At 66.0% G+C, this 25,709-nt stretch carries 14 protein-coding genes; 6 read left to right on the forward strand and 8 right to left on the reverse strand.

From position 1 onward, the window contains the following. Positions 1-130 precede the first annotated feature (130 nt). The 5 genes from ABD978_RS37815 to ABD978_RS37835 all read right to left on the reverse strand — a co-directional run bounded on the left by ABD978_RS37815 (position 131) and on the right by ABD978_RS37835 (position 8,990). Positions 131-1,390 (reverse strand): RNA polymerase sigma factor, encoded by a 1,260-nt coding sequence (locus ABD978_RS37815; protein ID WP_345365404.1) that lies wholly within the window; start codon positions 1,388-1,390, stop codon positions 131-133. 2 nt (positions 1,391-1,392) lie between these two features. Further along, a complete protein-coding gene (locus ABD978_RS37820) occupies positions 1,393-1,809 on the reverse strand; it encodes a YciI family protein (RefSeq protein ID WP_345365707.1) in 417 nt (138 codons plus the stop codon). A 32-nt stretch (positions 1,810-1,841) separates the two neighbouring features. Beyond that, positions 1,842-2,186: a DUF1801 domain-containing protein gene (locus ABD978_RS37825; RefSeq protein ID WP_345365406.1), complete on the reverse strand. Its 345-nt coding sequence runs from the start codon at positions 2,184-2,186 to the stop codon at positions 1,842-1,844. A gap of 47 nt (positions 2,187-2,233) precedes the next feature. Next, positions 2,234-2,782: a dihydrofolate reductase family protein gene (locus tag ABD978_RS37830; protein ID WP_345365408.1), complete on the reverse strand. Its 549-nt coding sequence runs from the start codon at positions 2,780-2,782 to the stop codon at positions 2,234-2,236. Positions 2,783-4,775: 1,993 nt separating this feature from the next. Continuing rightward, positions 4,776-8,990 carry a ricin-type beta-trefoil lectin domain protein gene (locus tag ABD978_RS37835; RefSeq protein WP_345365410.1) on the reverse strand — a complete coding sequence of 1,405 codons (4,215 nt, stop codon included), beginning with the start codon at positions 8,988-8,990 and terminating at the stop codon, positions 4,776-4,778. Between the two features lie 446 nt (positions 8,991-9,436). Between ABD978_RS37835 and ABD978_RS37840 the strand changes: the two genes are divergently transcribed. Beyond that, complete coding sequence (locus ABD978_RS37840; protein WP_345365412.1) at positions 9,437-16,627, forward strand: RHS repeat-associated core domain-containing protein; 7,191 nt, start codon at positions 9,437-9,439, stop codon at positions 16,625-16,627. A 13-nt stretch (positions 16,628-16,640) separates the two neighbouring features. Next, positions 16,641-16,949 (forward strand): hypothetical protein, encoded by a 309-nt coding sequence (locus tag ABD978_RS37845; protein ID WP_345365414.1) that lies wholly within the window; start codon positions 16,641-16,643, stop codon positions 16,947-16,949. A gap of 509 nt (positions 16,950-17,458) precedes the next feature. On the opposite strand, the gene ABD978_RS37850 is transcribed toward ABD978_RS37845, so the two are convergent. Together ABD978_RS37850 and ABD978_RS37855 are read right to left on the reverse strand one after the other, a co-directional pair. Further along, complete coding sequence (locus tag ABD978_RS37850) at positions 17,459-19,102, reverse strand: tyrosine-type recombinase/integrase (protein ID WP_345365416.1); 1,644 nt, start codon at positions 19,100-19,102, stop codon at positions 17,459-17,461. Between the two features lie 3 nt (positions 19,103-19,105). Next, positions 19,106-19,342 (reverse strand): helix-turn-helix domain-containing protein, encoded by a 237-nt coding sequence (locus ABD978_RS37855; protein ID WP_345365418.1) that lies wholly within the window; start codon positions 19,340-19,342, stop codon positions 19,106-19,108. A gap of 820 nt (positions 19,343-20,162) precedes the next feature. Between ABD978_RS37855 and ABD978_RS37860 the strand changes: the two genes are divergently transcribed. From ABD978_RS37860 to ABD978_RS37870, 3 genes are read left to right on the forward strand one after another with little or no spacing between them, the layout of a single operon-like run. Continuing rightward, on the forward strand, positions 20,163-21,251 hold the full coding sequence (locus ABD978_RS37860; protein ID WP_345365420.1) for a tyrosine-type recombinase/integrase: 1,089 nt from the start codon (positions 20,163-20,165) through the stop codon (positions 21,249-21,251). 15 nt (positions 21,252-21,266) lie between these two features. After that, positions 21,267-21,593 carry a helix-turn-helix domain-containing protein gene (locus ABD978_RS37865; protein ID WP_345365422.1) on the forward strand — a complete coding sequence of 109 codons (327 nt, stop codon included), beginning with the start codon at positions 21,267-21,269 and terminating at the stop codon, positions 21,591-21,593. A 6-nt stretch (positions 21,594-21,599) separates the two neighbouring features. Continuing rightward, on the forward strand, positions 21,600-23,282 hold the full coding sequence (locus ABD978_RS37870; RefSeq protein WP_345365424.1) for a hypothetical protein: 1,683 nt from the start codon (positions 21,600-21,602) through the stop codon (positions 23,280-23,282). Here ABD978_RS37870 and ABD978_RS37875 read toward each other — a convergent pair. Further along, the gene (locus tag ABD978_RS37875; protein ID WP_345365426.1) at positions 23,198-24,244 is read right to left on the reverse strand and encodes a TRM11 family SAM-dependent methyltransferase; all 1,047 of its coding nucleotides are present in this window, start codon (positions 24,242-24,244) and stop codon (positions 23,198-23,200) included. The two genes, ABD978_RS37870 and ABD978_RS37875, sit on opposite strands and share 85 nt — an antisense overlap. An 826-nt stretch (positions 24,245-25,070) precedes the next feature. Between ABD978_RS37875 and ABD978_RS37880 the strand changes: the two genes are divergently transcribed. Further along, positions 25,071-25,601 carry a hypothetical protein gene (locus ABD978_RS37880; RefSeq protein ID WP_345365429.1) on the forward strand — a complete coding sequence of 177 codons (531 nt, stop codon included), beginning with the start codon at positions 25,071-25,073 and terminating at the stop codon, positions 25,599-25,601. The last annotated feature ends 108 nt before the right edge of the window (positions 25,602-25,709 follow it).

Below are 25,709 nucleotides of genomic sequence, written 5' to 3' on the forward strand. Positions count from 1 at the left end.
GCATGAGGTGAGGCAATAATTCGGCACCCACACGTCGGAGATGCGTTGCGCGAGGCTTCATTCTGGTCCCATGCTCTTGAGCAGGCTCTGCATTCTCGTGATATCCGCGGACTGAGCTGAGTGTGCGGGATCAGCGATCTGCGGGACGATCGGCGAGTGCTTGAGCCATTCGTTCGAGCAGGAGCCTGCGCTCACGCCGGGTGGGCGCGAGTTGGGCGGCGCGCTCCAGCTCTTCGGCCGCCTCGGTGTTCCGGCCGAGGCGGAGAAGGATGTCGCCCCGGACCGCACCGAGCAGGTGGTACCGGGCGAGCCTTCGATCCTCCCGGAGGGAGTCGGCCGCCGCCAGCGCGGCCTCTGGCCCGTCGGTGTAGAGCAGCGCCACCGCCCGGTTGAGCTCGATCACGGGAGACGGGGTCAGGTGGGCGAGGGCGTCGTAGAGCGCGACGATGGCGGCCCAGTCAGTGTCGGCGAAGGTGGCTGCCCGGGCGTGGTACGCGGCGATGGCGGCCTGGAGTGTGTAGGGCCCGAGCAGGCGGCGCAGACCGGTCGCCTGGTCGAGCATGGCGAGACCGTGGGTGATAAGCGTACGGTCCCAGCGGGTCCGGTCCTGGTGTTCGAGCAGCACCGGTGCGCCGTCCGCATCGGTACGGGTGGGGAACCGCGAGGCCTGCAGTTCCATGAGCGCGACCAGCCCGAAAACCTCGGGTTCACGCGGCAGCAGCCCGGCGAGTACCCGTCCGAGCCGCGTCGCTTCCAAGGCCAGGTCTCGTCGTACCCACCTCTCGCCGGACGTCGCCGAGTAGCCCTCGTTGAAGACGAGGTAGACGACTTCGAGCACCGCGCTGACCCGCGCCGGCAGTTCCCCGGGCTGCGGGGATTCGAAGGGAACGCGCGCTTCGGACAGTGTGCGCTTCGCCCGCGAGATGCGTTGGCCGAGCGTGGCGGAAGGGACGAGGAAGGCGTGGGCGATCTCCTCGGTGGTCAGACCAGCGACCAGGCGCAGAGTGAGCGCCACCCGCGACTCGAGCGAGAGTACCGGGTGGCAGGCGATGAAGATGAGCGTGAGCAAGTCGTCGGGAATCGGGTCGAGCGCTTGCTCGGCGGCGTCCGGTGTCCGGTCGTCCAGGTCGGCCGCGAGCAGCGCCGCCTTGCACCGACCGGCCTCCTCGCGGCGGGCACGGTCGATCGCCTTGTGCCGGGCGGTGGACATCAGCCACGCGCCCGGCCGCGGCGGGATGCCGTCGCGGGGCCACTGTTCAAGGGCGGCCACGAACGCTTCGGAGGCGAGGTCCTCCGCTATCGCGACATCTCCGATCTGCCGGGCGAGCGTGGCGATGATCTGTGGCGACTCGATCCGCCACACCGCCCCGATCGACTGGCGGACATCCATGATCAGGCATCGCCCCGCTCGATGAGCTCCTGGCCCTTCGCAAGCGTCTGGGAGTCGACGACCTCGGCGAAGTCCGCCATGTCGAAGAACGGCCGGATCTCAAGCATCTGCGTTGCGCCGTATCGAGGGTCGAAGGGGCACCGCCTGGCCCACTCCACGGCCTCCGCGAGCGAGCTGACCTCCCAGATCCAGTACCCGGCGATGATCTCCTTCGACTCCGTGAACGGCCCGTCGACCACCGAGGTCTCTCCCGCCGTAAAGACCACCTGGGCCCCGGCGTCGCTGGGCTTCAGACCTTCCCCAGCGAGCAGGATGCCGGCTTTGACGAGTTGTTCGTTGTAGGCCTGCATCTTCTCGAACATTTCCTGGGACGGCTGGCCTTGGCTCTCATCAGCGCCGGTCCCCTTCGTCATCACCATGACGCGCACGATGCGGTTTCCTTCCTTGTCGGTCAGCGCGCGCCGCTGGTACGGCGCAGGATGTCGGCGAGGAGGTCGTAGTCGACCTCGTCGCCTTCACGGATGTCGACGGCCTTCCGCTCCCCGTTGCCGAGCTGCCGAAGAAGTCCCGGCACGACCTCGACGCCGACCGCGTCGAACACCATGAATGAGACCTTGTCCCGCGCGACGTGGATCACCGCCGACGGACGGCCATCGCGAAGGAAGTGGGGCTTGCCGTACTGGAACGCTTCCTCGACCCCGGGAATGGTACGGTGCATCATCTCCCGCAGCCTCGTACACACCTGAGCCTGCCAGGGCTTCGTCTTCTCGATGTAGGCCGATACGTCGTCCTTCATCCGGTCCTCCTCGAGGGTTCGATCCAACGCTCGTCTCGTCGCGCCGGTCATGCCGCAGCCGGGCGATAGGTGAGCACGACGACGCCTGAGTTGAAGGTGACCGTATCGACCAACTCGACCGGACCGGTGCTCTCCGGCCGGAAGAGCGGCTGGCCGTGGCCCTTGATCACGGGGTAAAGCCAGATGCGGTACTCGTGGAGCAGGCCGGCCGCGGCGAGATCATCGGTGAGCCGACCGCTGCCCCAGATGATGATGTCGGCGCCGTCCTGCTGCTTGAGCTGGCCGACTGTCTCGACCAACTTGCCCCCGGGGACCACGGTCGACGGTCCCCACGCGGCGATGTCAACCGGCTCGGAGGCCACGACGTACTTGGCGATCGAGTTGACGTGGTCGGCGTAGGGATTGCCACCCATGTTCGGCCACGCCTGAGCCATGCCCTCGTAGGTGACACGGCCGAGCAGCAGCGCGTCGGCGCCGAGGGCGAGCTCGAAAGCGTACTTCTGAGCTCCCTCGTCGTTGTACTGGAGCGACCACTCGTGCGGGTTGTCGATGTAGCCGTCGAGCGTCGTGTAGGTCGAAGCGATGATCCTGCGCATGGCAGTCCTCCCATGATGAAGTGATCGGGCTCGGCAGCCCTGACACCCGGTCTTCGAACGGGGGGGCGCGTTTTCGACACCGGCTGAGAAAACTTCGGATCGGTCACGCGACCGACGGTCAGTGAAAACGCGCGGAGCCCGGTCACCGTGCCGGAGCAGCGAGGACGGCGTGGTCAGGCAGGCATCTCATGATCGGTGAGCTTTCGCCTCACCGGTGGGAGCCGTCGAGCCTCGGCACGCCGGTGCAAAGTCGGCGGCTGCCGAGGAGTCCGCGGTCTGGCCCGCCGGCCCGTCGGGTGCCAAAACTGCGTCGACGGCCTCTGAACTGTAGTTTTCTGGATCAGTCGGTGATCTTCATGCCGCCCGGTCGTACTCGTGGATCAGTCCGCCGAGGATCTTGCGACGTAGTATCCGACCCGTCGCCAGGTCCGTGACCGCGACTGTGATGCCGGCGCCGCCGTCCGGTGGCCGCAGGTTCCTGCCCCGATGCGGGCAATGCCGGTTACAGCGCGCAACGTACTAGTGCCACGGCCCAGTGATCAGCATCCGGTCGGTGACCTCGGACCGGACGGTACGCATCCAGCGTTCGGCATAGACGTCTGCCTGGGGGCTGCGCGGCGGAATCTCCCTGGATCCGCTTGTAGGCCGCCAAGGCCATCCTATTCAGTCTGAGGCGATGACTTCTCCAGTAATCACCGCAGATGGTCTCGTCCTCATCGAACACGTGAGCTCGGGCCGCGGTCGCGGCTCCACCGTCCTGGCCCTAGTCAGGAGTAGACGATGCATAGTTTTCCGGCCCCAACGGCCCGCTTGGGTGCTCCGCGGGTGCTCGTATGTCGCGGTACTGTCCGGCAGCACCCGGCGCGACGCCGGATCGATGTGCCGCGAGAGAAACGAACACGCGGATCAAACGGCACGTGGTGGCACTGTGAAATAGCACGCGACAGCGAGTCGAGTAGGGAATTCTCGCAGGGCTGTGGACTTTTAATCCGCAGCTTCGAAGCTGTGGGTCATGGGTCGAGGCCAATCCGAACATATCGAAAGCTGCAGGTCACGCCTGGTAGCGAAGGTGTGCACCGAGTGTTTCAGAGATGGTTCTCGACCGTTGCCCAAGATCGATGGCCTGGGCAGATCGTAGGCAGTCCATCGGCGTAGGCGTGGTTCGCGCGTTCGTGTATCTGCCCATCCCGCGCTGGGGTCCACCGGACAGCTGTTGCGGCGCTACCAGGCCGTCGGACGGAGCGGGCGATCACCAGAGCCCGTGCGGGCGGTAGTGACCGTCTGGGCCGGCTGAAGATCGTCCCTAGGTATGCGCCTAGCGGGAGGAGTCTGCCTGGGGCGGGGGGAGGGGGTCGGTTACGCCGATGAACGGTGACGGGTCTGGGGCGGCGTGGATGTGATACGGGTCCGGTTCGTCGGCGGTTGGCTGGTGGGTCGTACCCCCAGATGGTCGGGTGGTGCCCGTGGGTGGTTTCACCAAGATCACGGCACCCGAGCACATATCGAGCACACGTGGTCGCCAAACCGCCTCAAAACGGACACTGGGCGCTCTCGGTGGAACCGAGAACGCCCAGGTCGGGACGGGTGCGCCGCCAGGGACTTGAACCCCGAACCCGCGGATTAAGAGTCCGCTGCTCTCGTGTCAGATCAGTGCTCTCACTGCCAGTCTATGCCGGATCGTCCGCGACTCGACCGGTTCACGTGCCGGGTGGTGCCGCTGGCTGACTGGCTGTTTCGTGGCATCCGAGCAACCAGCGAGCAACCATGGGCGTTCGTTGGGGCTGTCGCGGATGTGGCCAACGGGTCGGACTGAACCTCCGCTGCCGACGTTTTTTGCGTATCGAGTTCTCGAATCGTGGCCTCACTAGGGCTCCGGTCTGGCCCATAAAAAATCGGCGGCGATCCCCGTACTGGGAACCGCCGCCGGTACTTGAGCTTTAACCTGCGGATTGAGTTCGGGCGTTCTGATGCAGCTAAGCAGCAGTTAGGTCATTCAGGGGACGATCCAGTACTGCGCTTTGCTTAGGTTGCAGGTATAGATCTGTAGCTGGGTGCCGTTGATGGTGCTTGACTTAGGATCGTCCAAGCATTTTCCGGAGTTGGGGTTCCAGATTTGTCCGCTGGAGTCCAGATGCCATTGCTGGGCTGCGGAGTTGTTGCAGGTGTAGAGCTGGACGAGTGTTCCGTCGGTAGTGCCTGAATGGTCGACATCCATGCATTTCGTGACGCCACTCAGTGTCATGGTTATGGTATTGCTGGAGCCGCTCGGATTGATGGACCAGTTCTCGGCCGCTGTGTTGTTGCACGTGTGAATCTGGATTTTGTTAGCGTCAGTGGTCTTGGCATCGGCGTCGTCGATGCATATGCCGTTCGATACGTTGGAGACGATGGGGCCGACGAGAGGGGCGGGTTTCCACCAGGCGCTGAGTTCGGCCGTGGAGATGTTGGCGGCGTAGTAGGCGACGTGGCTGATCTGGCCGCTGAAGTAGCTGGGCCGGTTCTTAGTGGTGACGCCGGGGGCGTTGATCCAGGTCTTGGTGCTGGTGTTGGCGGGGAAGACTCCGGCGCCGATGTAGTTGAGGGGGTCTATGTTGTTGACGGGGCTGCTGCCGGCCATGCCGATGCGAGGGGTGTCGTCGAGGTAGAGGCCTTGATGGTAGGCGCCGCCTCCGGCGTCGTAGGCGTTGAGTGTGGCGGTGTGCCATTGTCCGTCGTTGACGGGCTGTGGGGAGATCATCGGGGTGATGGCGCCGTTCCAGAATTGGGCGTACAGGCGTCCATCGGTGCCGATGTACATCACCGGCATGGTGGCGGGGTTGACCTTGTCGGGGGTGTCGTTGCCGGTGGAAACCAGGATTCCGCTGCTGCCGGGATCGGCGCGGAAGGACAGGGCGAGAGCGAGTGTGTTGGAGGAGTGAATCATGTTCGGGGGAGCGGTGAGGTAGCCGGTCCCATCGAGGTCGGCAACAGTGCCGTAGGTGGTGTCGGAGGAGAAGGTGACTCCGCCGGTCACCGGCGCGTCGGATCCTCCGCGAGTGTCCGGGGTGCAGACGGTGGCGGTGCAGCTGCTGGTGGGTCCGCTATTGGCGGTGAGTGGCCATTCGTGATTCGGGGCGAGGAGGCTGACCGTGGTGCCCTGGGCGAGGCTACTGGCCGACAGAGTATACGGAGTCGCGTTGTTTCCCGACTGGGCCCATAGCTCGACCTTCCCGGCAGTGTTGACATCGCCGGAGACAAGGGTGGGTGCGGTAGTCCAGGGGGCAGTGATTTTGGCCCATGTCCCGCCATTGGCGGAAGAGGTGCCGATCGGTGTTGCGGGATCTTGGTTGGGGTTAGTGCTTTCCCATAGTTCGCCGGTGCTTTTCTTCAGCGCGAACAGGACGGTTTTGCCGCCGGGTTGCGCGGTGGCGAGGGAGAAGTTTTTCCAGTCGCCTGCGCCGTCAGGGGAGTCGGCAGGGCTGGCGAGGGTCTGGTAGTAGCCGTAACCGGTCGCGTCGCAGTCGCCGCAGGTGGCGTAGAGGTCAAGTTCGTAGCCGTTGGCGTCGTCGCCGGCGATCCCGATCAGGTCGGTTATTCCAGTGCTGGTCAGACTGGCGTTCCCGGCCGCGACTAGGTCGATGGGGTTATCACCATCACCGTTCAAAGAGTAGTCGGCGAACTGACCGGCAGGCAGGTTCTTCTGGCTGTCGGAGACGGGAGTGAGGGGGAGGCTGTCGCCGTTGCCGTACAGCACGCTGGTCCCGCCAGCGTTGGTTCCGGTGGGGTAGTAGGCGATGACGTCCTGGACGTGGTTGCCGGTGAAGTCGCCGTGCAGGACCTGGGCGCCGTTCCAGTCGGCAGGTGTGCCGGCGGTGTTGATACCGGTTCCTGCGGCACCGATGTCGGTGGGCATGTTGAGGTTGCCGGTGCCGTCGCCTGTGGCCAGCCACAGGCCCGGGGTGGTTCCGGTGCCATAGGCCAGTAGGTCGGGATGGGTGTCGCCGTCGAGATCAGCATCGGCGTAGGGCGTGGCCGGGCCGGTGACGTTGAAGTCGATGGAGGCCGTGGGACCGGGGTTGCCGCCCGAGGAGAGCGCAAAGACAGTCAGCGTATTGAGGCCTACGTGGCTGAGCGGAACCTGGACCGTCTGCGGGCCGCCGGTGGCGATGACGCTCAGCGGCGGGCTGGAATTGATCTGGTAGACGTAGCGGTTGGGTGCCGTGCCCGTGCAGGCCACAGGCGGGTCGGCGAGCGCGCCCGCGCACGGGGCGAAGGTGAAGGTGCCGTCCTGGCCGAGCGCGCCGGCACGGCCATCGCTGTCGGTGGTGACAGCTCGCCCGGGAGCGGAGGGCTGTGTCGGGTCATAGGTGAAGTTGCACGGGCTGCCTGATGATCCGGCGCCGGTGGTGGGGCTGTAGAGCTTGCCGTCGCTGGTGCGGGTGTACCACGAGTAGGTGTAGGCCTTGGTGGCGCCGTCGGTATGCCAGTTCTGGATCACCTCGTGTCTGAGCAGCAGGCGGACGACGTTGCCGGAGTACGACGTCAGTGCGCTCGAAGCGGTCTTGGCGTCCCCGGAGTCGTAGACGGTGGAGCCGCCGTAGTTCTTGATGACGAATTGTGTGCCAAGTGAGTCGCCGTCGGGGTCGGAGGCGACGGTTTCGAACGTGATGTCGTCGTTGCCGATGATGGTCGCGGATGGAGCGCCGGTCTGGCAGGGTCCGCCTGGTGACGTCGCCGGATGGGTGGGCAGTGTCGGCGCGCGGTCGTAGGTCGTCGACATCGTCAGGGTGGTGGCATGGAATTGCTTCCAGGCATCTTTATCGGATTCGGATGCCGCAGCGATGCCGAAGGTCAGGTTGGAGGCGCCTTGGGCATGGTCCTGCATGAAAGAAGTGATAGGGAATCCCACATCCTGACCCGAGCAGGCGGGAGGATATTGCGTGTTGATCTTCTGCTTCCAGGAAGGCGCGTTGTCCCACGTGGTGGAGGAGGAGATCCCCCCGGTCCACCACAGCTCCAGGCCAGGGTTGGGTGCGCTGGAGCAAGAGGAGTACGGGCCGTAGTAGACGGTCAGATCGAGTTCGGAGGAATAGATCTGCGCGCCCTGCAGTTGGGAGGGGACACTCATCCGGACGTAGGACTCGGCTTTGAACGTGGGGGAGCAGGTCAGGTCCCAGCCGCAGTAGCCGTTCTGCAGGATGCTGGGCTTCCAGTGCGCGGCGGACTTGTTGATGGTGTCGGTCTGCGCCCACGCCTGGCGAGTAGACCCCTTCCTTTGGGTGACCCAGGTCGGATCGATGTAGACCGGGAATACGGTGGAGGTGTCGGTGAGCAGGCCGGTGTCCGGCTGAAGGGTTATCGAACCGCTGTGTGTGGTGCCGGATCCGCTGGTACGAGCGGCGGCGGTCTGCTGGGCCGTGGCTTTGATGGGCGCGACGTGCGCGCCTTGTCCGGGCTCCGTTGTGGTGGAGGGCGCGGGCTGCTGCCCGGCGTCGTCGGTGGTGGTCGCTGAGTCCCACATCATCGGGTCGCTGGCGGTGAAGACCGGTTCGCCGTTGCCGGTCGCGGCGGCTTTCAGGTCACCTGCGGCATCCGCGGTCACCGTCAGGTCGTTGCTGGCGGTGGCCATGGTCAGTTTGGCGAGTGCGGGGTTCGCGGCGGCGGTCTTGTTCTTGACGACGAGCGTGTCGCTGAAATCACCTTGAGGGGAGATGGTGACCACGAGGTCGACGTCGTCGAGGATCGACGGGTAGGTTGCGGTCGCTCCGGAGACGGTCGGAGCGGGCAGGGGCGTGGGCCAGGACAGCGCCAGCGTGTGGCCGGTCGAGGTCATCGTCGCGAGCGGCCCGGTGCCTCCGCCGGACAGGACCAGGTCGTTGGTGGTCACGTTCGGCGACAGTGAGTGGTCAGGGTTGACGTGCAATGCCGCGTCCAGGGTCTGCCACGCCCCGCCGCGCCAGACCCGAACCGGCTCAACGCTCTGATTCAAGGTGAAGGTGCCAGCGGAATTGGCGACCGTCGTAGACGTGGGTGTCGTCAAGGACGTGACCGGCACGCTCTGTCCGGTGGCTTTGGCCTGCTTGAGCGCCTGGGCCGATTCTCGGGCCACCTTCGCGGACCTGGTCAGTGGTGCTGGCCGGTTTGTCTTCGCGTGGCCCTGCTGCGGTACGGCGGCGATCGCCGCGCTGCCCGAGAAGCCGACCGCGCCGGCCGTGATCGCGGCGATCACTATGCGCAGCCTGCCTCGGTGACCCAGGATCGCTCTGCGGCGACGGGTCGATGCGATTGACACGGCGACGGGCCCCTTCCACGGCGTGACGGAGGTACGCGCACGTGAGGCTGGCGGCCGGAGGACCGCTGCCGGGACACGACGCAAGCCGCATCTCACGTCCTGTCAGTGATCATCGTCAATGTGACCAAGGTCACGGAACTTTCAAGTGCTGACGATGTTCGCTGATCAACGAGTGATCTTGCTCTTGGTAAAACTTGCTTTACCTGTGGGCGGCTATGCGCCATACGACGGCTATGGGAACTTTGCGCGGGTTGATCTTCCAATCACCGGTTTCCCGCGGCGTTTGCCTTCGGCACTTGCCTGGGTGACGTGTGTGCGGAGGCGCTGTGCTGGTGTTGCCGTCGTGCTGGTACACGGCGCCGAGGTGAGGAAGCGGGTGCGCGGTGCGCGGTTCGGGCATCACGGGCTGGATCGGCCGGGGCTGGGCGGAGTGGATGGCGCGGTCACTGTGGCTGCGGGCGTCGGTCGCGATGACCATGATGATCTCGCTGCTGTCCGGTGCGTACTTCTTCCTAGGAGGACCGGCGGCACCGCACGTTCCCGGAATTCAGGGCGCGCAGGGCGTTCGCAAGGCCCACTACGCCAAGCCGCCGAAACCCCATGACGACGCGGCCAAGAGCGCTGGCGCGGGTCCGAGCAGACTGCCGTCCGGTGGAACCGGGGTTGTGAGCTTCGACCTTAAGCACCTGGGATCGACCGGCCGCGTGACCGCGCACGGCACGCCCGTGTGGGCGCGGCCGGTACCGCCGGCTGGTGGCGGTGCCTATCACGGGCCGTCGCAGGTCGCCGTCAAGGTGGCGAGCCGGAAGGCAGCCGCGGCGGCGGGGGTGAACGGCGTGCTGTTCACCGCCACCGAGAAAGGCGGCACCGGACCGGTGACCATCGGCGTCGACTACCACGCCTTCGCCGGCGCCTACGGCGGCAACTACGGATCGCGGCTGCAGCTGGTCACGATGCCGGCCTGTGCGCTGACCACCCCGCAGACACCGTCATGCCGCGTACAGACACCGCTGCGGGCAGGCGGCAACGACGTACGGGCGCATTCCGCCTACACCCAGATCGATCCCAGCAGCATTCACCCAGCGGCACTCAATACCGCAACGCGGCCGGGCACCGTACAGCCTGCATCCCTCACCACCCACGCGGACGCACAGAACGCGGCCTCAGAGTCGATGGTGCTGGCGGCCACGACAGGCGGCTCGGCCGACGGCGGGAACGACGGCGGCAGCCCGGCCGGCACCTACAGCGCGACCACCCTGAGCCCGTCCGGATCCTGGTCGGCCGGCGGATCAAACGGATCCTTCACCTACTCCTACCCGATCCAGGTACCACCGGCGGCCTCCGCCCTGATCCCGTCGGTCAAGCTGGCGTACGACTCCGGCAGCGTGGACGGTCAGACCTCAGCTACCCAGGCGCAGGCGAGCTGGCTGGGGGACGGCTGGTCGACCCCGCAGTCCTACATCGAGCAGTCGTTCAAGTCCTGCTCGGACTCACCGGAAGGCTCAGCGGCCCCCAAGTCGACGGCCGACGAATGCTACGACGGACCGGTCCTGACCATGTCATTGAACGGTTCGACGACCTCACTGGTCTGGGATTCGGCCAAGAAGACCTACACGCCCGCCGACGACAACGGTGAGGTCATCAAGCACTACACCGACTCGAACAACGGGTCAGGCACCTACAACACCGACTACTGGCAGGTCACCGACCGGACTGGGACCGTCTTCCTGTTCGGCCGTAACCAGTTGCCCGGCTGGAGCTCGGGAAAGACGACCACCAACTCGGTGGACTCCGAACCGGTCTTCTCCGCCCATTCCGGCGACCCCTGCTACAAGGCCACCTGGGCCGACTCGTACTGCACGATGGCGTACCGGTGGAAGCTGGACTACGTCAAGGACCTGCACGGCAACGCGATGGCGTACTACTACAAGCAGGACACCAACGCCTACGCCCGCAACGCCGACACCAGCGGCACGACCACCCCGAAGGCCAACGCGACCTTCGTCCGGGACTCTCACCTGGACCACATCGACTACGGATTCACCGACGGCAACGCCTACACTGTCAACGGCGGCCACGCCCCCGATCAGGTGCAGTTCACCACCGGCGACCGCTGCCTGTCCGGCACCTGCGACCCGCTGAACAAGACCAACGCCGCCAACTGGCCCGACGTCCCGTACGACCTGAACTGCACCGACGGCTCGGACTGCTTGGTCACCGCCCCCTCGTTCTGGTCCACGGTCCGCCTCACAGGCATCAAGACCCAGCAGTGGAACGGCACCACCTACGTTCCGGTCGACTCCTGGGAGTTCACCCAGACCCTCCCGGCGACCGGCGACGGCACCTCGCCGACCTTGTGGTTGTCGAAGATCGCCCATACCGGCTCCGACACCACCGCGGGCGGGTCTGCCGTCACGCTGCCGACGGTGACGTTCACCGCCAAGGAGATGGACAACCGCCTCGACCGCGTCACCGACGGGCTGCCCGCCCTGACCCGGATGCGCATCAACTCGATCACCACCGAGACCGGTGCAGTGACCGGCGTGAACTACACCCTGACAAACCCGTGCAGCGCTACCGCCAAACCGACCCCGGCCACCAACACCTCCTCCTGCTACCCGGTCTACTGGACCCCGAAAGACAACACCAAACCGCTGCTGGACTGGTTCAACAAGTACCAAGTCAACTCTGTCACCCAAGCAGACACCACCGGCGGAGCTCCGACCACGTCCACCAGCTACAAATACCTGGACGGCGGCGCCTGGCACTACGACGACAACGAGGTCGTCAAGGCCAAATACCGCACCTACGGACAATGGCGCGGCTTCGGACGCGTGCAAACCTTCACCGGCCAAGGCGCCGACGCGCAGACCGAAACCGAGGACACCTACTACCGGGGCATGTCCAAGGACAACAACACCACTGCCGTCACCTTGACCGACTCCCAGGGCGGAAAACACGAAGACCTCGACGAACTCGCCGGGGACACCCTCGAATCCACCACCTACAACTACGCCGACGGGCCAGCCACCGGATCCACCATCAACTCCTACTGGGTCTCGCCCCCCACCGCCACCCGGGCCCGCACCGGCCTACCCGACCTCACAGCCACCGCCAGCGGGCAGGTGGAGACCTGGAGCCGCAAGGCCCTCACCGACGGCACTACGACGACCTGGCGGAAGTCCGAAACCGACACCAGTTACGACACCGATACTTCCTCGGCCACGTTCGGTCTCCCACTGGTCGTCTACACCCACGGCGACCTGTCCCGCAGCGACCAGCGACAATGCGCGGTCACCACCTACGCGCCCGCCAACACTGACCTTAACCTGGCCGGTTTGCCCGCCGAGGTCGAAACCGACGCCGTCGCCTGCGGAGGCTCCAACCCCGGTGGCACCACCGCCCCCGGCTCAGGGCAGGTCAACGCCCTCACCGCACCCACCAGCGTGACCCGGCCCGACGACGTCGTCTCCGACCAGCGCACCTTCTACGACCAGGCCTCGCTCACCACCTGGCCGCAGGCCCATCCCACCAAGGGAGAGGCCTCCGCCGTCCAGATCGCCGACGGCTACTCCAGCGGCGCGTTCACTTACCGGACCACCTCCACGACCGCCTACGACTCCTACGGCCGGGTCACCGACACCTACGACGCGCTCGGCAACAAAACCCACACGGACTACACCAATCCCAACGGTGTCACCATCGGCTCGAAAGTCACCAATCCCCTCGGACAGGCCACCAGCACCACCTACGACCCGCTGCGTAACCTGCCGGTCTCCACGACCGACGCCAATGGAATTACGACCACGGCCCACTACGACGGCCTGGGTCGCATCACCGCCGTATGGGAATACGGCCGGGCCACCAGCAGTCCGGCGAACCTGCTCTACACCTACGACATCAATACCAGTGCCCCCAGCGTCGTCACTACCAAGGAGATGAACGACGCACAGGGGTACATCACCTCGACCGCGCTGTACGACGCGCTGCTCCGGCCCCGCCAGACCCAAAACCCCACCCCTCAAGGCGGCCGGCTGGTCACCGACACTTTCTACGACACCCGCGGCTGGACCTGGAAGAAAAACAACGCATGGTGGGACCCCGGCTCCACCCCGGGCTCCGACCTGGTCACCGTCCCCGACGCCCAAGTCCACGACCAACAGGACACCGAGTTCGACGGCGCTGGACGCGCGATCCTGGCCACCTCCTACGACGACTCCCACATCAAAGAGCAGACCGCGACGGTCTACGACCAGACCGCGGCGAACGGCGGCGGCGCGACCATCACCGTGCCGCTGAACGCCTCCGGCCAGCCATACAACGGCGCCCCGGCCACAGCGACCGTCACCGACGCGCTCGGCCGCACGATCCAGACAGCGGAGTACACCACCGCGCCGGCCGTCACCGTGAACCCCGGCCAAGGCACCGCCCCGATCACCACCGTAACGATCACCGGCGGATCCACCACCGCCTCAAGCGGCAACCCGCAGGCCACCCAGTACATCTTCAACAGCGTCGGCCGCCAGACCGATGTCAAGAACCTGGCCACCGGCGATGACTGGCACACCGACTACAACCTGCTCGGCCAGGCCATCACCAAGCAAGACCCCGACGCCGGAACCTCCACCATCGCCTACGACGTCGCCGGGAACATCACCCAAACCACCGACGCCCGCGGCAAGACGATCTCCTTCACCTACGATCCGCTCGGCCGCAAGACGGGTGAGTACGCCGCCGCGCTTCCGGACCAAGCTTCGTCGAACCAGCTTGCCTCCTGGGTCTATGACAACTCTGACAACAAGATCTCCGGGATGGCCAACCCGATCGGCCACCTGACCACCTCCACCTCCTACATCGGGGGTAGCGGCTCGAGCGGGCACGCCTACACCGAGCAGGCGAGCGGATTCAACGTCTGGGGCGAATCGACCGGCGAGACCATCAAAATCCCCGACAACGAAACCGGCCTCAACAACTCCTACACCTTCACCCACACCTACACCAGCGGCATCGGACTGCCGTGGCGAGACATCTACCCCGCCACCGGGACACTGCCGTCCGAGACCGTAACCCACGGGTACTCGACCGCCCTTGACGTACCGTCCGGCCTCGTTGGCCTCTCCTCCTATGAGGTGGACACCACCTGGGACGCCTACGGCCGGGCCACACAGAACAAAATCGGCTCCACCAAGACGAACGCCTACATCTTCAACACATACGACCTGCACACCGGCGCGCTGACCGACACCAAGCTCGCCAACACCGCCGCCTCGTCGACCCCGATCGACGAGACCTCGTACACCTACGACCCGGCCGGCAACCCCCTCACCCAGACCGAAACCCGGCAAGGGACAACGACCGAAACACAGTGCTTCGGCTACGACACCCTCGACCGGCTCGCCCAGGCCTGGACCGCCACCGACTCCTGCGCCACCGACCCCTCCAGCAACAACGGCTCCACCGTCGGCTCCGGCATAACCAAAGGCGCCTACTGGACCAGCTGGACCTTCAACCCACTCGGTCAACGCACCAACCAGACCGAACACGGTTTTGCCGGCATCGGCGACACCGTCACCACCTACAAGTACGACGGCAACGACGCCGACCAGCCACACACCCTCACCAAAACCACCACCGTCGGCCCCACCGGCAGCACCGCGACATCAACGATGTCGTACGACAAGAGCGGCGACACCGCCACCCGCACCACGCCCGATCAGGGGCAGCAGACCCTCACCTGGGACGATGAAGGAAAGCTGACCACGGTCACCGGCAGTTCCGGTGGATCCAGTTACATATACGACGCCGACGGCAACCTGCTCCTGCAAAAAGACCCCGGCACCACCACCCTGTACCTGCCCGGCGAGCAACTCGCTTTGAACACCAGCACCGGCGCGATCACCGGGACCCGGTTCTACGCCCTGCCAGGTGGCGGCGAGGCCATCCGCACCGGCTCCGGAACCAACTACACCTTCGCGACCGGCGACCAGCACGGCACCGCCACCCTCACCATTGACCCGGCGTTCACCGTACCGACCTGGCGGCAACAAACCCCCTATGGTGCACCCCGCGGCACCGCTCCGGCGTTCTGGCCGGACAACCACGGGTTCTTGAACAAGCCACAGGACACCGCAACGGGGCTGACCGATGTGGGCGCTCGCTGGTACGACCCGATCACCGGCACCTTCGCCTCCCTCGACCCGATCTTCGAAGCCACTGACTCCCAGCAGCAAGGCGGCTACAACTACGCCGCCTCCAACCCCATCACCTCAAGCGACCCCAGCGGCCTCTACACCTGTCGAAACGGCAACGAAGGCTGCGACGCCCACGGCAACCCGCCCTGCAGCGACGCCGACGTAGGCTGCAACGGAGACACCCGAAAAGGCGACTGCGTCCACACCGAATGCGGTGACGGCACCGACCAGAACCTCGACGACCCCTACCGCGGGCCAGACGGCAAAGCCCACAGGACGGTACAAAACCGAGGAAACGACGCCACCGCAGCAGCCCGAGCCGCGGCTCGCGCGAGAGAAGAAAACCGCCGACAAAAACTGCGCTCAGCTATTCTTCAAAAGCTTCAGGAGGAGCTGCGGGCCCTGCCTGACTACGAAGAAAACGGCCAAGCTTACGTCCAACTTGACTGCAGCTTCGGCGAAAACAGCGGATGCGTCGGCGGTTACCCAGATCGCCTACTCACTCTCATCCAGGGCTACTTTGGCCTTGATGCTTTGAACTCATGTGTACATGGCAAGTATGCGCAATGTCTTCCTGCTCTCATCGCCGCCGCCTCGAGCCTGGAACGTGGAGGAGTGAAGGCCTGCGATAGCTTCGCCGGTGAGACACAAGTACCGTTGGCCGACGGCAAAAGCAAACCCATCGATCAGATCAAAGTCGGCGACAAGATCGCCGATGCGCTACCCGGCGCTGATCCCGGTACACACGACCAAACCCACACAGTCACCGCCGTACACGTCACCCGAACCGATCGCGACTACACCGATGTCACGATAGCCACCGCCACCGGCCCGCGCACCATCACCGGCACCAGCCACCACCTGTACTGGGACGCCACCACCCGTGCCTGGACCCCGGCCGACCACCTCCACGCCGGCGACCGTGTCCAGACCACACAAGGCCACACCGCAACCATCGTCGCACTGCACCGCCACACCGACACGATGGTGACCTACAACCTCACCGTCGATGGCCTCCACACCTACTATGTGGAGGCAGGCGCCACGCCCGTCCTCGTCCACAACTCTGGACTGTGTGGTATCCCGATGTCGTCGGCGATTGGGGACGACCCGTTGTTGGTGAAGGCGGCGCAGCAAGCCGGTAGGAATCAGACTGTTCAGCGCGAGATGGATAATCTGTTCTCTCAATTGTCCAACGGAAATGCGAATCCGGGAATCGGTACGAAATCCCTAGCTGGGACGGATGTCTCCTACGCTCGCGGGGCAAATGGGGCACGCTTGTTCTTCCGAAATGTCGGTGGTGGTATCCAGATCGTGGGCAAGGCGGACAAGAGTAACGAATCTCGCGTCATTGGGAGGTTGAAACAAATCTATGGCCAGTAGCCCGCTCCATGAGGTGGTAACCGACCAGTTCAGGGCAGTCTTCATGTTGGGCGCGGAGGATGAGGTTGACTCTGTTGAGAATGTTGATGTAGAGGTTTATCTCTCAGACGGAACGCGGTGGAGTGCAACCTTTATGACCATGCGTGAAATCGAAAAAATCATGGACAGGTGGCGCTCTTCTGGAGAGAATTCGGGCGGCAGATATTTTCGCAGCGGTGATCTCGTGATCGTGCGCGAGGCCGGAATATCGGCAATGGTTCAGACGATGGAGTCTGCGCTTGCTGATGGTGGTCCATATAGCATTCTGACTCCTCTGGGATAGGGTTCTGAACCGCTACCATGAATCGGGCTCATCAAGCATCATTCGCGCGACCATTGCATGACCTTCCTGGTGGTCGGTCATGCCGATGTTCGCCGGGGTGCGCTCCTGGGCACCCCGGTTGCCGTCGGCGTCGCCGTCAGCCGGGATGTGCCATGTGGATCATTTGTAGGTCTGCGACAACAGCCCTGGGATCGGCAGAAGGTGGGGGTTCGGTGGCAACCCCGATCCGTACCGGAGGGCCGTTCCGGCCCGAGGAACGGAGTCGGGGGCGGCAGCGATCGCCCAAGCCGGTGCGGCGCGCAACCATCCACGGCGATCGTCACGGCCTTGGCTTGTGCTCCTCGTGGTGCAAGACTGGCTTAACGTGGAGACGTCTGATCCGCCGATGAGTCTCTCCATGGCTCTGGCGCCCATTGTGGGCGGGGCAGCCGCCCGCGCGGGCCGCGTAGCGGCACGCGCTTTAATCAAGTCCAGAGGCGAAGAATGGCGGTGGCTCGAAGGAATACGCGTCAGCGAATGGTAGGTACGGAACGCTGCGCTCGGTCCCCCGCGTCCCTCGTGGTGCCCTGAAGTGCGGGTGTGGGTTGGCGGTGGTTTGTGGTGGGGGTGAGGAGGGCGGCGACGTCTTCGGCTGCGCGGCGGGCGAGGTCGGGTAGGACGGAGGTGTAGGTGTCGGCGGCGATGGTGATGGAGGACAGGCCAAGGGTTTCTTGGACGGTTTTCATGTCGTGTCCGGCCGCGAGCAGGAGGGTGGCGGCGCCGTGGCGGAGGTCGTGCAGGCGGATTGGGGGAAGGTCGGCTTCCATGCACAGCCAGTGGAACTGCTCGGTGGCCTCAGCCGGGTGGAGCGCCTCGCCGCTCGGGGTAGTGAAGGCGAAGCCGGTATCGGTCCAGTCCTGGCCGGCGGTGAGGCGTTCGGTGTTCTGCCGGGCCTTGTGCGCCACCAGGGCGTGGATGGTTTGCCGGTCCAGGGCGACCTGCCGGTCCCCGGCATCGGATTTGGGTCGGCCTTGGATGGTGGTGCCGCCGATTTGGACGATCTGCCAGCGGATGGTCGCGGTGCCGCTGGCCAGGTCTAGGTCGGGCCAGCGTAGTCCGCAGGCTTCGCCGCGGCGTAGTCCGCGGAAGACGATGAGGTGGAACAGCGCGTACAGGCGGTGGCCGTGGGCGCGGTCGAGGAACGCTCGGGTTTGTTCGGGTGTCCAGACCATGACCGGGGACGGGCGCGGCGTGGTGATGTAAGAGTCCAGCGCGGTGACCCCGGTCCCGAGCTTGGCGCCGTGTGGGCTGCGCTTGGCCAGAACCGTCTTGCGGCGCTGGGTGTCCTCTACGTACTGGTTGCGGGCTTGCCGCCAGGCGGTGATGCGTTCAGGGGTCCAGATCAGGGCCTTGGGGCGTTTAGCCGGGGGCAGTTCGACGACGGCAGCGGGGTTGAAGTCGATCAGTCGTTGTTTGATCGCGGTATTCAGGGCCGACCGTAGGGTCGCGCGGATCCGCTGCTTGGTGGCAGCGTTCACCATACGGCGGCCTTTGACCTTGGCCCGCAGCATCGGGTCGCCGCTGGCGCGGGCGGCCTGAATCGTCTCGTTCAGCTCATCGATCGTCTCAAAGACAGCCGCCACGTCGGTGGCCTGGAGTTTGTCCAGGCGGATGTGGCCGATGACCGGAGTCAGGTAGAGGCGAATGTGGGTGGCGTAGGAGGCGGAGGTGCCGGGCCGCAGCCGCTGTTTGCCGCGCAGCCATGCCTCGAGCCACTGGGCGATGGTCAGCCGGGTAGCCAGGTCCTGCCCGGTCCGGACCTTGCGGCGCAGCACGTCCGCATCCGGCAGCCGCCGGGTGTCCTTGACGGTCTGGATGATGAGGTCGGCGATCTTGGTAGCGGTCGCCTCGTCATCTGCGGCGATCGATAGGAGTTCCCGGGCGGTGTTCATCTCCTGTTCGGCTTGGTCCTTGGTGGCGAAGCCGCTGCGGCGCAGCGGCCCACGGCGGCCACCGTCGGCGTGGGGCGGTAGTTCGAGCTGGTAGGTCCAGGTGCCGTGGTTGCTGCTCCACGCCCCGCGCGCCCGGCGCAGCTTCGGGCACTTTTGCCCCAGGCGCTGCCCGGTATCGGCGTCACGGCAGCCGCACTGTTTGAACGTCTTCCCCTTAGCCATGCCTCACTCCATCGTCGGACCAGTGCTGCCGCGATCCGGGTTGAGGCCGAGCAGGGCGAGCAGGTCGGCGGTGGGCACCAGGTAGCTTTTGCCGACCCGGATGAGGCGGCAGGGGAACTGGCCTTTCTTGGCCAGCTCGTAGCTTTTGGTGCGTCCCAGCCCAAGGACCTTGCCCGCGCTGACCAGGTCCATCACGACCGGCAGCGTGTCGATGTCCGCCAGCGACAGCTCCCGCTTCACCGCCGCCCCCCTTCCGCGGGGTAGGCGCACCGGCACGGGAAGGCCGGTGACGCGTGCCGGCATCGGAACAAGACGGCGGCGGTGTCCGGAGCTGACGCTTGCTGTTGGGTGATGCCGCGAACGGGTGGCCGGGACCTGCGGCGGCCCGCAGCGGTCGACTGATGGCCGCCGATCGGCCGGGTATCCGTCCGCGGCGACCCCCATCGACGCTCGCCTCCATCGGCATGGTCAAGGCGGATCCGCTGGTCCGCGTCCACGGGCCGGTTAGGTTCCCCCCAGATGGATGGGAAGGTCGACGTGCCGGTTCCGAAGCCCGCACGGACACCATCACTCGAGGCCGGGGACAGCCGGTCACCGGCGTCGGAACGGCCTTGAAGGCAGAGGAGAAGCGATGGGTGCCCTGGGCGGTGACCGCGGTCCGGATGTCCCTCTGGCGACCACCGCTCCACATGCGGCGGTCCCATCCGGCTGGCCTGCCGCCCAGGGCACGGCACATGTACGCCCACCTTCACGTCGCCGGTCAAGTCGCGCTCGGCCGACCTACGACCCGCGATCGCGAGCGGGCTCACGTCCCTGCCCCAGGGCGCTGGGGACGGGCAGTGGGCTGCTCGGCGAGTCGGTGCTCAGCGCCCGCCTGCTCCGGCCCATGTGAGATAACCCGGGAGTTCGCTGAATCCGTTTCAGGCGGCTCGACCTCATGTCCTGGGTCTTCGCCCTTGCAACGCTGCGAATCTCGGTATTGATGAGATTTCATGGATCGTGAAGCCATATCGTCAGCTCCGATCGCTCTGCATTCAGAGTGAAGTGGTGGAGGTGTGCGGTGGGGTTGGCGGTCGTACGCGACCTGCGCGAAGCACGCGCGCCAGCGGGTCCAGAAGAAGTGGCCGCCTTCGAAACCGACGTGCTTGCCGGATTCGTGCTCGCCCGCGCGGCGGCTGGCTTGGCGGACGGGACGATCCGTACCGACGTCGTGCACCCGGAGCAGATCAGGACGTGGCTGGAGCGTCCGCTGTGGGAGATGGAGCCGGCCGATGCCGACCGCTACTTTGGCACGGTGCTGCACAGGGCGGCCAAGGGAACCCGGCTGGCACGCGCTCAGGCGCTGAAGACCTTCTTCCTGTTCCTGGAGTTGCGGCACGCGGTCGAGATCCATCAGCTGACCGGCCGGGTGGTCCAGTGCCCGATCGATGAGATGAACCGTCCGCGCGGCAGACGGGATGCGGCGTTGCGGATCCCGCCCAGCAGCGAGCAGGTCGACCGGCTGTTCGCGCGCTGGCGTGAGGAATTGACGACGTGCCGCAAGTTCGGTCCGACCGCCCGGAACTATGCGGCGGCTCGGCTGATGGCCGAGGTGGGCCTGCGCGTCAGCGAAGTCCGCGGTCTTGATCTGGCTGATGTGAAGTGGGATCTGGGACGGTTCGGCAAGCTCCACGTCCGATGCGGCAAGGGCGCCCGCGGGTCCGGTCCTCGGGAGCGGATGGTCCCGCTGATCAACGGTGCGGGACGGACACTGCGCTGGTTTATCGAAGACGTATGGGGTCACTTCGATGACGACCACACTCGTCCGGGGGCGCCGTTGTTTCCGTCCGAGCGTAAGAACACCGACGGCACGGCGGCCCGGGTCGCGAACGAGTCGTTGCGGTCCACGCTGAGCGACATGGCGGGCCGGCACCTGCCGGAGTGGACGCACAAGGTGACGCCCCATGTGCTGCGGCACTTCGCCGCGTCTCAGCTGTATCTGAGCGGGATGGACCTGCTCGCCGTTCAGGAGATGTTGGGGCACGCCTGGGTGGCTACGACGATGCGATACGTCCACGTGCACGCGACGCATGTCGAGGACGCGTGGCTGGCCGGTCAGCAACGCGCGGCCGCGCGGTTGACCGGGCTCGTGCCGGGCGAGTCGAGCTAGAACGGAGCGCAGATCATGAGGTGGAATCTTCGGCTGGCCGCGGCCAACCGTGGCATCTGGAAGGCCAGTGAGCTGCAGCGGATGCTGGCCGCGCGCGGACTGGTGATCAGCGCCGGGAAGATGTCGGGGCTGTGGTCGGGGAATCCGGCCAGCCTCAAGCTCGATGATCTGGACGTCATCTGCGCGGTGTTGGGGTGTGAGATCGGTGAGCTGCTGATCCCTGAACCGGACAAGGTCCCCCAGCCGAACCAGGACCAGCCCGCACGGGCGGTCGACGCCTCGGCCCAGGCGTCGGCGGTGGTGCCCCGGCGGCGCGATGGCCGGTCCCTGCCCCCGCAGTAAGACGCGATGGCTCCCTACGATCACGACGGCAGCAAGATCCCGCGAACGGTGACCAGCTGCGCCTCGTGCCTGGCCTGGGGCCGCACCCGCGCCCAGGGCGTGTGCCTGGCCTGCTATGCCTTCGCCACGCCCCGCTTCGGGCATGCGGTCGGTGAGTGCGGTGCGTGCAAACGCCGGCAGCCGTTGAAGACGGGGTACTGCCGCCTGTGCTGGTGCCAGGCCGCCCTGGACCGCATGCTCGCGGACGGCGATGCCCGCTCCCGCGTGGTGATCGCCCCGCACCTGCCAGACGTCCGTCACCACCAGCTGTTCCTGGCCGGCATGACCCGCCGGAAGGGCAGGCCGCGTACCGCGCCACGTCGCTATGGCGAAAAGGGCCGTCCACTCAAGCCCCCGCCCCTGGTGGCGGCTCGCCCGCGCACCGACTGGGTGCAGCCGCCGCTGTTCACCGATCGTCTTCGGCGGGACTACCGCTACCGGCACGACCTGCGCACGGACCCGCTGCCGGACAATCCGTGGCTGGCCTGGGCCCTGCACCTGGCCCACACCAGAGCCGAAGCCCACGGATGGAATCGGCGGATCCGCCAGGCCATGCAGCGCAACCTCATCATGCTGTTGTCCACCCACATCACCGGCGAGGTCATCCACGCCTCGGACGTGCACGAGGCGATCAAGCAACGCAGCAACAGCGTCACCCACACCATCGAGATCCTGCAGACCATGGGTGTCGTGCTTGAGGATCGGCCCACGAGTTTCGAACGGTGGCTGCAGCGCAAACTCACGCCGCTGGTCCCTGGCATCGCCACCGTGGTCCAACAGTGGGCCCGCACCTTGCGCGACGGCGGCCCCCGCACGCGAGCCCGCAGACCGGGCACTGTCGGAACGTTCATGCGCTACATCCCCCCGGCGCTGGTGGACTGGTCGGCCCGCTACGACACCCTGCGCCAGGTCACCCGAGACGACGTACTTACCTATCTCGCCACCTGGCACGGCGTGGATCGCACCACCGTTCTGACGGTCCTGCGATCCCTGTTCACTTGGGCGAAGAAGAAGCAGCTGCTCTTCGTCAACCCGACAGCAGGCATCAAAGGCCCACGACGTGAACGGCCGGTCCTTCAGCCGCTGAGACCTGAGGACATCACCCGGGCCGTCGAAGCGGCCACCACCCCGCAGGCTCGAGTTTTCCTCGTGCTGGCGGCCGTGCACGCAGCCCGCCCCGCAGCGATCCGCGGCCTGCAACTCGACGACGTCGATCTCGGTAATCGCCGTCTGACCGTCGCTGGCCTGGCTCGGCCGCTGGACGACCTGACCCTCCAGGCCATCACCGACTGGCTCGATCACCGCCGGAGGCGTTGGCCCAACACCGCGAACCGGCACCTGCTGATCAGCGCCAGAACCGCGGTCGACACCGGCCCCGTCAGCGCTACATGGCTGCTGAACCTGCGCGGCCTGCCCGCCACGGTGGAGCGGCTCCGCCTCGACCGGCAACTCGAAGAGGCCCTCACCCACGGCGCTGATCCGCTGCACCTTGCCGCCGTGTTCGGCATCGGTGAATCGACCGCGATCCGCTACGCCGAGTCCGCCCGCCAGCTTCTGGAACGGCCTCACGAGTCGCGATCCCCGCAGTCACCGGGAACCCCAGGGTCCACCGGCGGTGAGGAACCGAACCGACCCTCGGGTTCCCGCTGAGGACCCTTCAGTTCGGCTGAACTGCCAGCAAACGGCGGTCGGCGAAGCACGAGGACCTCCTCGTGCGCGTTGACGTGGAGCGGTAGTCCGGCGGCGCGGGCTTTGCGGGTCTCGTGCATGGCGAAGAACGACGCCCGTGTCACCAGGTGGTCGTCCTTGATGCCGCACAACAAGGCGACCAGCCGCTGTACCGGCTCTAGGCCGGCGTCTTGGGCGGCGGCCCAGACCTGGGCGGGGAAGTCGATGTATCGGCCGTGGCGGCGGAACGGTCGGGTGCTGATCGCCACGATCCCACCCGGCCGCAGCAGGGGCAGGCAGCCGGTGAGGATGTCGGTGAATCCGGCCAGCAGCCGGTCGTGGTTGCCGCGGGCCAGGTTGTGCGGGTCCTGGCCGTAGCTGTAATTGGTCTTGCGGACGCCGGAACGGCCGCTATCGCGGGTGGAACAGACATGCCCATGCGTGGCCTGCCCGTACGGAGGTGAGGTCAACAGCAGCGCCACCCGCCCGGCGACGCGCGGGTCGGACAGCAGAGCGGTCGCGTTCCGGGCGTCCCCGGTGATGACCGCGCCCGTCCCGGCCGCGCCATCGTCGCGGGCGTGGTCGAGGCCGGCGCGGGCCAAATGGGCCCAGCGGGGTTCGCACTCGATCCCGATCGCATCCCGGCCGAGATGGACGGCTTCGACCAGGGTGGTGCCGATCCCGCACATCGGGTCCAGGACGAGGTCGCCGGGGTGGGTGTAGGAGGTGATGGCGGTGGCGGCCAGGGTGGGCAGCATCTTGGCCGGGTGCGCGGTCGCCGCGGCAAGGTAGCGGCCCTTCCTCTGGGTGATCGAGGGCTGTTGCGCGCACGCCCACACCGACAGCGGCAATGCCTCGGCAGGGTTGGCGGGGGAGGAATCGCAGCGGGCGACGTATGGCCAGCCAGGAGGGCGGCCACCGGACTGGTTCAGGTTGAAATTCATAACGGGTGCTTCTGCGCGTCCACCCGTCTCGAACGGCACGTGCCCCAGGCAACCCGCCCACGTAGGCACTTCTTAGGCACGGCCGATAGGCATGCGACCGGCAGCCGCAACGGGCTGGACGGTGATCTTAGGCACGAGGTTAGGCAAGCCGCTGCGTTCAAAGGCACCGCGTAGGCAAGCAACACCTAGCCGGTAAGCGCGCCGCCGGCCAGGCGCTTGGGCGTCGGCATGTCCTTAGGCACGTGGCAAGGGCCGTAGGCGCGCCCTTGGGCACGTGGTTGGCAACCGGTGAGCACGTCGTCGGCGGCAGTCTGGATGGGTAGCGGCCTCGTTGAGTAAGCAGCCGTGTCGCCAGTAGAACTCAGGCACATGGTTGGCAACCCAAGACGAGCGGTCAACGGGTGACGGGACCCGGGACTGGGAGGACCGGAGGAGTGCTGGCGTGCAGGTTCGATTCCATGGCCACGGATGGCTGATCGAGCAGAGAGATGGCCGTGCATGTGAGCATCGTCGTCCGCGTTCGTGGGCGTGGGGGTGCGGCTACTGGACGGATTACGGCGAACGCCCTCGCCTACGGAGGCTGGAGGGTGGTTTTGCTCGGAGAGTTGGCCGCGGTTGCTTGCGGGCTGTGACCGCGGTCCTGTTCCGGTGAAGTCGTTGTTCGTGAGTTTTGACCGCGCAGTGTGACTTACCTGGCCCCTCTTGCGACCAGCCCACGTCACCCCGTGCGTACCACGGCCCACCTCGGACAGTGGATGTTGCGGGTCTCAAGACCTGTCCGGGTGCGTAAACGCAGCCGGTCCACGGCAACGGAAAGGCCGATCAAATGATAGGGGCACTGCTGATCATCGGTGCGGCTCTGGCTTCTGGGGACAAGGAGGACTGGAAGCGGAAGTCTGACCTGCGAATTCAGGCCAAGCAGCTCCTGCTGTCCCCGATCAGCGTGGAGGAGCAGGCTGAGCTGGAACTGGAACTGTCACGCTCTGGCTCGGAGGACCCGCGGCAGAACGGTCCGCTGGGTCACTTCGCCTGGATCATCGCGAAGGGCATCTCGACTGAGTGGGCTTTCCAGGGTGAGCGGACTCCGGAGCACCAGGTCCAGCTCGCCAGCATCGCCACGGTCGCCGCAGAACGTGCGGCGGCCTCCCTGCTGCAGAAGATCAGGGTCGCAAAGGCCGCGAAGGCTGTGGCAGCCGCGAAGGCTACGCAGGATCCGGAGCGGATGAGGAAGCTGGCCCTGCGGTCGGCGAAGTTCCTGAGCAAGACGATGGAGCGTCACGGGATGGTCGGTGGCCTCTACGGCGCAGGCCTGGAGCGATCGCTAGCCGCAGAGCGTGACTGGCGCGCAGCCGTCTAGCACGGCGTTCGAGAGACGCTGGGCGGTTGAGGAAGAAGCCGGCCCCCGCCACCTTCCGGGTGGGCGGGGGCCGGTCTTCCACAATCCGGCGATGACGAGCTCAGGCAC

This window comes from Actinoallomurus liliacearum, from assembly GCF_039542035.1.
In the GTDB taxonomy this organism is placed as follows: domain Bacteria; phylum Actinomycetota; class Actinomycetes; order Streptosporangiales; family Streptosporangiaceae; genus Actinoallomurus; species Actinoallomurus liliacearum.